The organism is Streptomyces sp. SAS_281 (assembly GCF_052542855.1).
In genome coordinates this window covers 1-8,454 of record NZ_JBMNDO010000199.1, presented here as the reverse complement: position 1 = coordinate 8,454, position 8,454 = coordinate 1, and the positions used below count along the sequence as shown (strand labels likewise).

General features: G+C 70.5%; 6 protein-coding genes. 3 read left to right on the top strand and 3 right to left on the bottom strand.

Going from position 1 to position 8,454, the window contains the following annotated elements; all coding sequences use genetic code 11:
* Window positions 1–99 precede the first annotated feature (99 nt).
* From mmsB to chvE, 3 genes are read right to left on the bottom strand one after another with little or no spacing between them, the layout of a single operon-like run.
* A complete protein-coding gene (gene mmsB, locus ACN6LM_RS36975) occupies window positions 100–1,347 on the bottom strand; it encodes a multiple monosaccharide ABC transporter permease (RefSeq protein ID WP_445069809.1) in 1,248 nt (415 codons plus the stop codon).
* The gene (gene mmsA / locus ACN6LM_RS36970) at window positions 1,344–2,915 is read right to left on the bottom strand and encodes a multiple monosaccharide ABC transporter ATP-binding protein (protein WP_445069810.1); all 1,572 of its coding nucleotides are present in this window, start codon (window positions 2,913–2,915) and stop codon (window positions 1,344–1,346) included. The genes mmsB and mmsA overlap by 4 nt, the downstream gene beginning before the upstream one ends.
* A 47-nt stretch (window positions 2,916–2,962) precedes the next feature.
* Window positions 2,963–4,072, bottom strand: coding sequence for a multiple monosaccharide ABC transporter substrate-binding protein (chvE, locus tag ACN6LM_RS36965; protein ID WP_445069808.1), 1,110 nt, complete (start codon window positions 4,070–4,072; stop codon window positions 2,963–2,965).
* Between the two features lie 317 nt (window positions 4,073–4,389).
* On the opposite strand from chvE, the gene araB reads away from it, so the two are divergent.
* Genes araB through araD form a run of 3 tightly spaced genes read left to right on the top strand, consistent with a single transcriptional unit; the run spans window position 4,390 to window position 8,404 of the window.
* Window positions 4,390–6,096 (top strand): ribulokinase, encoded by a 1,707-nt coding sequence (gene araB / locus ACN6LM_RS36960; protein WP_445069807.1) that lies wholly within the window; start codon window positions 4,390–4,392, stop codon window positions 6,094–6,096.
* A gap of 50 nt (window positions 6,097–6,146) precedes the next feature.
* Window positions 6,147–7,655: an L-arabinose isomerase gene (gene araA, locus ACN6LM_RS36955; protein WP_445069806.1), complete on the top strand. Its 1,509-nt coding sequence runs from the start codon at window positions 6,147–6,149 to the stop codon at window positions 7,653–7,655.
* 35 nt (window positions 7,656–7,690) lie between these two features.
* Entirely contained in the window at window positions 7,691–8,404 is a 714-nt protein-coding gene (gene araD / locus ACN6LM_RS36950) for an L-ribulose-5-phosphate 4-epimerase AraD (RefSeq protein ID WP_445069805.1), read from the top strand.
* The last annotated feature ends 50 nt before the right edge of the window (window positions 8,405–8,454 follow it).

Genomic DNA, 8,454 nt, shown 5'->3' with positions numbered 1-8,454 from the left:
CTCCCCCCCCCCCCCCCCCCCCCCCCCCCCCCCCCCCCCCCCCCCCCCCCCCCCCCCCCCCCCCCCCCCCCCCCCCCCCCCCCCCCCCCAGGAGGCGGTTCAGGCGCCCGCCCTCCGCTTGTTCCACACGTCGAAGCCGACCGCCGCGAGCAGCACCAGGCCCTTGATGACCTGCTGCCAGTCGGTGCCGACCCCGACCAGGTTCATGCCGTTGTTGAGCACGCCGAGGACCAGGCCGCCGATGATGGCTCCCAGGACGGTGCCCACACCGCCGCTCATCGACGCCCCGCCGATGAACGCGGCCGCGATGGCCTCCAGCTCGAAGTTCACCCCCGCCTTCGGAGAGGCCGCGTTGAAACGCGCCGCGAAGACCAGGCCGGCCAGCGCCGCGAGCATCCCCATGTTGAGGAAGACCGCGAAGGTCACCTTCCGGTCCTTGACCCCGGACAGCTTCGCGGCGGGCAGGTTGCCGCCGATCGCGTACACGTGGCGGCCGATCACGGCGTTGCGCATCAGGTAACCGAAGCCGACCAGCAGCACGGCCAGGATCAGCAGCACCACCGGCGCGCCCTTGTAACTGGCCAGCAGCAGCGTCGTGACCAGCACGGCGGCGACCAGCGCCGTCACCTTCAGCGCGAACAGGCCCGTCGGCAGGGTCTCCAGCGTGAACTCGCGCTGCCGCCGCCGGTCCCGCAGCTCCTGGAACACCACGTAGGCCGCCAGCCCCAGGCCCAGCAGCAGCGTGATGTTGTGGTAGTTCGTCTCCGGACCCGCCTCGGGCAGGAAACCGTTGGCGACCCTCTGCATGCCCTCCGGGAACGGGCCGAGCGTCTGGCCCTTGAGGAAGATCTCCGTCAGCCCCCGGAACAGCAGCATGCCCGCGAGCGTCACGATGAACGACGGGATGCCGACGTACGCGATGAAGAAGCCCTGGAGCGCCCCCGCGACGGCCCCGAGCAGCAGGGTGAGGACCACGGCGACCGGCCAGGCCACATGGTGCTCGACCATGAGCACCGCCCCGACGCCTCCGACCAGCGCCATCAGGGAGCCCACCGACAGGTCGATGTGCCCGGCGATGATGACGATCATCATGCCGATGGCCAGGATCAGGATGTAGCTGTTCTGGAGCACCAGGTTGGAGACGTTGCGCGGAAGCAGCAGGTCGCCCCCCGTCCAGATTTGGAACAGGAGCACGATCAGACCGAGCGCGAAGAGCATGCCGTACTGGCGCATGTTCCGCCGTACGCCGTCCAGGAGCACCCGGAGGACCGGGACCCCCGTCGGCGGTGCCCCGCTCTGGCCCGAGGGCGGGGTGGCCTTCGTGTGAGTGCTGACGTCGGTGCTCATGCCTGCTGTCCTTCGGTGGGGGTGGTGCCCGCGGTGGCCACCGGTGGTACGGGGGTGTCCTGGGTCATGTGCCGCATCAGCACTTCCTGGGTGGCGTCCTCGCGGGCGACCTCGCCGGTCAGCCGGCCGGCGGCCATGGTGTACACGCGGTCGCACATGCCGAGCAGTTCGGGCAGCTCGGAGGAGATGAAGAGGATCGCCTTGCCCTCGGCGGCGAGCCGGTCGATCACGGTGTAGATCTCGAACTTGGCGCCCACGTCCACGCCGCGTGTGGGCTCGTCCAGGATGAGGACGTCCGGACCGGTGAGGATCCACCTGCTGAGGACGACCTTCTGCTGGTTGCCCCCGGAGAGCCGGCCGACCGGTTCCAGGACGTTCGGCGTCTTGATGTTCATGGTCCGCCGGTACCGCTCGGCCACCTTGCGTTCCTCGTGGCCGTCCACCACACCCCGACGGGCGAGGGAGCCGAGCGAGGCGAGCGAGATGTTGCGGCCCACCGAGTCCCCGAGGTCGAGGCCGTAGTGCTTGCGGTCCTCGGTGACGTACGCGATGCCGTGGCCGACCGCCTCGGGCACCGTACGGGTCCGCACCTCGCGGCCGTCCCTGAGGACGGTGCCCCGCTCGTAGTGCCCGTACGAGCGCCCGAAGACGCTCATCGCGAGCTCGGTCCGGCCGGCGCCCATGAGCCCGGCGATGCCCACGATCTCGCCGCGGCGGACCTGGACCGAGACCCCGTCGACCACCTTGCGGGCGCGGTCGAGCGGGTGGCGCACCGTCCAGTCCCTGACCTCCAGGGCGGGCCGGGCGTCGGTCTCGCCGGTGTACGGGGTGCGGTCGGGGAAGCGGCTGTCGAGGTCCCGGCCCACCATGCCGCGGATGATGCGTTCCTCGGTGGTGGCCGGGTCGTTGACGTCCAGGGTCTCGATGGACCGGCCGTCGCGCAGGATGGTGACCGAGTCGGCGATCCTGGCGATCTCGTTCAGCTTGTGCGAGATGATGATCGAGGTGATGCCCTGATCCTTCAGCTCCCGCATCAGCCGCAGCAGCTTCGCGCTGTCCTCGTCGTTGAGCGCGGCGGTGGGCTCGTCCAGGATCAGCAGCCGGACGTCCTTCGCCAGCGCCTTCGCGATCTCCACCAACTGCTGCTTGCCGACACCGATGTCGGCGACCCGGGTCTCCGGATGGTCGTCCAGACCGACCCGCTTGAGCAGCGCGGACGCCCGGCGCAGCGACTCACGCCAGTCGATGATCCCGCGCCGGGCGGGTTCGTTGCCCAGGAAGACGTTCTCGGCGATCGACAGATGCGGGACGAGCGCGAGTTCCTGGTGGATGATGACGATCCCGCGCTGCTCGCTGGCCCGGATGTCCCGGAAGCGGCACGGTTCGCCGTCGAGGAGGATCTCGCCCTCGTACGAGCCGTGCGGGTGGACGCCGGAGAGCACCTTCATGAGCGTCGACTTGCCGGCACCGTTCTCCCCGCACAGGGCGTGCACCTCGCCGCGCCGCACGGACAGGGTCACCTCGGAGAGCGCCCTGACACCGGGGAACGTCTTGACGATGGACCGCATTTCGAGGACGGGGCCGGGTGCGGCGGGGGCTTCGGGTGCGGCGGGGCTCACCCGAGCTCCTTGGCGTCGATGTAGCCGGAGTCGACCAGGACCTTGCGGTAGTTCGTCTTGTCGACGCTGACCGGGTCGAGCAGGAAGGCGGGCACGACCTTCTTGCCGTTGTCGTACGTGGACTCGTCGTTGACCTCGGGCTTCTTGCCGTTCAGCACGGCGGTCACCATGTCCGCCGCGACCTGGGCCAGGGCGCGGGTGTCCTTGTAGACGGTCTGGGTCTGCTGGCCCGCGATGATCGACTTCACGGAGGCGACCTCCGCGTCCTGACCGGTGACGACCGGGAGCGGCTTGGACTTGCTCCCGTAGTCGTCGGACTTCAGGGCGGACAGGATGCCGATGGAGATGCCGTCGTACGGGGAGAGCACCGCGTCGACGTGCGCGGAGGAGTACGAGGAGGTCAGCAGGTCGTCCATGCGCTTCTGCGCGAGGCCACCGTCCCAGCGCAGCGTGGTGACCTGGTTGAGCCGGGTCTGCTTGGAGCGCACGACCAGCTGCTTCTTGTCGAAGTACGGCTTCAGCACCTTCATGGCGCCGTTGAAGAAGTACTTGGTGTTGTTGTCGTCGTTGGACCCGGCGAACAGCTCGATGTTGAACGGGCCCTTCTTCGCGCCGTTCTTCAGGCCGAGCTTGTCGACGATGTACGTGGCCTGGAGCTCGCCGACCTTCTCGTTGTCGAAGGAGGCGTAGTAGTCGACGTGCGGAGAGCCCAGGATGAGCCGGTCGTACGAGATCACGGGGATGTCGGCGTCCGCGGCCTGCTGGAGGACGTTGGACAGGGCCTGGCCGTTGATGGCGGCCACGACGAGCGCGTCGACGCCCTGCGTGATCATGTTCTCGATCTGGGCGACCTGCTGGTCGGGGTCGTCCTCCCCGTACTGGAGCGTGGTGGCGAACCCGGCCTTCTTCAGGCTCGCGGTCATGTTCTTGCCGTCGGCGATCCACCGTTCGGAGGACTTGGTCGGCATGGCGATGCCGATGGTGACGTCCTTCTTGTCCTTCTTCTCCTGGCTTCCTCCCTCGCTGTCCTGTCCGCAGGCGGTGAGGAGGAGGGCGCAGCCGGTGGTCACCGCCACGAGGGCGGACGCGGCTCGGAAGTTTTTCATGGGCATGACCTGACAATCCCGTCGTCGCGGCGGCCTGGGTGAAGCTCGATTGTTAGCGCTCGCATCAATGGGGTGCAAGGGTCCCCGGCGTCTTTTCTTGCGCCGAGGTGCGGCCGTAACCGGAGGAAAGGGAGGTAATCGTGGCGCATCCCGCAGGTTCGACGTGTGGATTGTGTGATGCGCAGAGATGGGTGTGACGGCCGAGTCGACCGGGGACGACAAAAGTGCACGCAGCCCTTGCCCCAAAGGATTGTGAGCGCTAACAATCAACGGGGGTCCATTGCCGCCCCGCCCACCCCTGAGAGAGAGACCGCATCGTGACGCCACACGCCTCTTCCGACCCCGTCGACCCGCACCACCCCGACGCCTGCACGGTCGGCGTGGACTTCGGCACCCTGTCCGGGCGCGCCGTGGTGGTCAGGGTCCGGGACGGCGCCGAACTCGGCTCGGCGGTCCACGACTACCGCCACGCCGTCATCGAGGACCGCCTCCCGCTCACCGGCGTACCGCTGCCCCCCGACTGGGCGTTGCAGCACCCCGAGGACTGGCGCGACGTGCTGCGCACCGCGGTCCCGGCGGCGGTCGAGGCCGCCGGGGTCGACCCGGCCCGCATCATCGGCATCGCCACCGACTTCACCGCCTGCACGGTCCTGCCGGCCACCGCGGAGGGCGTCCCGCTCGCCCTGCTGCCCGCATGGTCGGACCACCCGCACGCCTGGCCGAAACTGTGGAAGCACCACGCCGCGCAGGAGCAGGCCGACCGCATCAACGCCCTCGCGCACGACCGGGGCGAGAAGTGGATCAGCCGGTACGGCGGCAGGATCTCCTCCGAGTGGCAGTTCGCCAAGGCCCTCCAGGTGCTGGAGGAGGACCCCGAGGTCTACGCCGCCTGCGCGCGCTGGATCGAGGCGGCCGACTGGATCGTCTGGCAGCTCACCGGCGCCGAATCGCGCAACACCTGCACCGCCGGCTACAAGGGCATCCACCAGGACGGCGCCTACCCCACGCCCGATTTCCTCTCCCGGCTCCACCCGGAGTTCGCGGACTTCCCCGCCACCCGCCTGGAGCACCCGCTGTCGGCGCTGGGCTCACGCGTCGGCGGCCTGAGCGGCCGCGCCGCCGGGTGGACCGGCCTGCCCGAGGGCATCGCCGTGGCCGCGGGCAACGTCGACGCGCATGTGGCGGCCCCCGCCGCCGGGGCCGTCGAGAACGGGCGGCTGCTCGCCATCATGGGCACCTCCACCTGCCACGTGCTCAACGGCGCCACCCTCGCCGACGTCCCCGGCATCTGCGGGGTCGTCGAGGGCGGCATCGTGGAAGGTGCCTACGGCTACGAGGCCGGGCAGAGCGCGGTGGGGGACATCTTCGCCTGGTGGCTCCGGCAGGGCGTGCCGGACGACTACCGCACCGAGGCCAGGGACGCGGGGGAGGACCTGCACCAGCTCCTGACCCGCAAGGCCGCCGGACAGCCGGTCGGTGCGCACGGCCTGGTCGCCCTGGACTGGATGAACGGCAACCGCTCCACCCTGGTCGACCACCACCTCTCCGGGGTCGTCGCGGGGCTCACCCTCGACACCCGCCCCGAGGACGTCTACCTCGCCCTGCTCGAATCCACCGCCTACGGCACCCGGGTCATCGTGGAGACGTTCGAGGCCGGCGGGATTCCGGTCGAGGAGTTCATCGTCACCGGCGGGCTGAAGAAGAACGCCCTCCTGATGCAGATCTACGCCGATGTCCTGCGCCGCCCCGTCTCCCTCGGCACATCCGAGCAGGGGCCCGCCCTCGGTTCCGCCATCCACGCCGCCGTCGCCGCGGGCTCCCACCCGGACGTCCGGAGCGCCGCCGCCGCGATGGGAAGCGTCCAGCGGCACGCGTACACCCCGGACCCCGGCCGCGCGGACGCCTACGACGCGCTGTTCGCCGAATACCGCGCCCTCCACGACCACTTCGGCACCGGCGCCGACCTCCTCCTGCACCGTCTGCGCCGGATCCGCAACGCCGCGCGCACCGCCACCGCGGGCTGACCTGCCCAGGCCCGGACCCTTCTTCCAGCACAACGAGGAGCACACCCGACATGACGCTCGCCCAGCCCGACCGCGAGATCTGGTTTCTCACCGGCAGCCAGTCCCTCTACGGCGACGAGACCCTGGCCCAGGTCGCCGACCAGTCACGGGTCATCCGCGACACCCTCGCGGACCAGCCGCAGATGACGGTGCGCGTGGTCTGGAAGCCCGTCCTCACCGACGCGGCCGCCATCCGCCGGGTCTGTCTCGACGCGAACGCCGACGACCGGTGCATCGGCCTCATCGCCTGGATGCACACCTTCTCCCCGGCCAAGATGTGGATCGCCGGCCTCGACGCCCTGCGCAAACCGCTGCTGCACCTGCACACCCAGGCCAACCGCCAGTTGCCCTGGTCCACCATCGACATGGACTTCATGAACCTGAACCAGGCCGCCCACGGCGACCGCGAGTTCGGTTTCGTGCAGACCCGCCTCGGTGTTCCCCGCAAGACCGTCGCCGGCCATGTCACCACCCCCGAGGTCGTCGACCGCATCGCCGGCTGGGCGCGCGCCGCCGTGGGCCGCGCCGAACTCACCGACCTCAGACTCGCCCGCTTCGGCGACAACATGCGCGACGTCGCCGTCACCGAGGGCGACAAGGTCGAGGCCCAGCTGCGCTTCGGGGTCTCGGTCAACACCTACGGCGTCAACGACCTCGTCACCGCCGTCGACGCCGCCGACGAGGACACCGTCACCGCGCTCGTCAAGGAGTACCAGGACCTCTACGCCCTCGCCCCCGAGCTGCGGCCGGGCGGCGAGCGCCACGAGTCCCTGCGCTACGCCGCCCGCATCGAGGCCGGTCTGCGCGCCTTCCTCACCGAGGGCGGCTTCCGCGCCTTCACCACGAACTTCGAGGACCTCGGCGGTCTGCGCCAGCTGCCCGGGCTCGCCGTCCAGCGCCTGATGGCCGACGGCTACGGCTTCGGCGGCGAGGGCGACTGGAAGACCTCCGTCCTGCTGCGCACGGTCAAGGCCATGGCGCACGGGCTGCCGGGCGGCACGTCGTTCATGGAGGACTACACCTACGACCTCACGCCCGGCCAGGAACTCATCCTCGGCGCCCACATGCTGGAGGTCTGCCCCTCGCTTACCACGGCGACACCCAGCTGCGAGATCCACCCGCTCTCCATCGGCGGCCGGGAGGACCCGGTCCGGCTGGTCTTCGACGCGGCCCCCGGCCCCGCCGTGGTCGTCGGGCTCGCGGACATGGGGGACCGCTTCCGGCTCGTCGCCAACCACATCGACGTCGTCACCCCGCCGGAGCCGCTGCCCGCGCTGCCGGTGGCCCGCGCCGTGTGGCGGCCCGCCCCCGACCTGCGCACCTCCACCGAGGCATGGCTGACGGCCGGAGCACCGCACCACACCGTCCTCACCACCGCACTCGGCGGCGAGGAGCTGGAAGACCTCGCCGAGATGCTGCGCACCGAACTCGCCGTCATCGACCGGGACACCACCATCCGGGGCTTCACCCGCGAACTGCGCTGGAACCAGGCGTACCACCGGCTGGCCCAGAGCCTGTGACCGCCGCCCACCCCTCCATCAGGACGGAGCCCTCCGTGACCGGGACCGTATCGAAAGAGCTGCGCCGCGACGTACTCGAAGCCAACCTCCGCATCCCGCGGGCCGGGCTCGCCACCCTCACCTGGGGCAATGTGAGCGGTGTCGACCGGGAGGCCGGTGTCTTCGTCATCAAGCCGTCCGGGGTCTCCTACGACGCGCTGGGCGCCGACGACCTCGTCGTCGTCTCCCTCGCCGACGGAAGCGTCGTGGAGGGCCGGCTCCGCCCCTCCACCGACACCGAGACCCACCGCAGCCTCTACCTCGCCTTCCCCTCGATCGGCGGGGTGACCCACACCCACTCCACCCACGCGGTCGCCTTCGCCCAGGCCAGGCGTCCGATCCCGGTGCTCGGCACCACCCACGCCGACACCTTCAACGGGCCCGTCCCGGTCACGGCCGCGCTGACGCCCGAGCAGTGCGCCAAGGACTACGAGTACAACACCGGGCAGGTCATCGTGGACCTCCTGGAGCGCGACGACACCCGGGCCGGGGAGGTGCCCGGCGCCCTGGTCGCCCACCACGGCCCGTTCACCTGGGGCGCCGACGCGAACAAGTCCCTGGAGCACGCCATCATCTGCGAGGCGGTCGCGGAGATGGCCCTGCACACCATCGCCCTGGGCGCGGTGGAACCCCCGCAGCACCTGCTGGACCGCCACTTCACCCGCAAACACGGACCGGACGCCTATTACGGCAACCCCGGAGCCGCGTGACGCCACCGCGCGCCACCGGTGCCCGGGCCCCGCACACCGTGTGCGGGGCC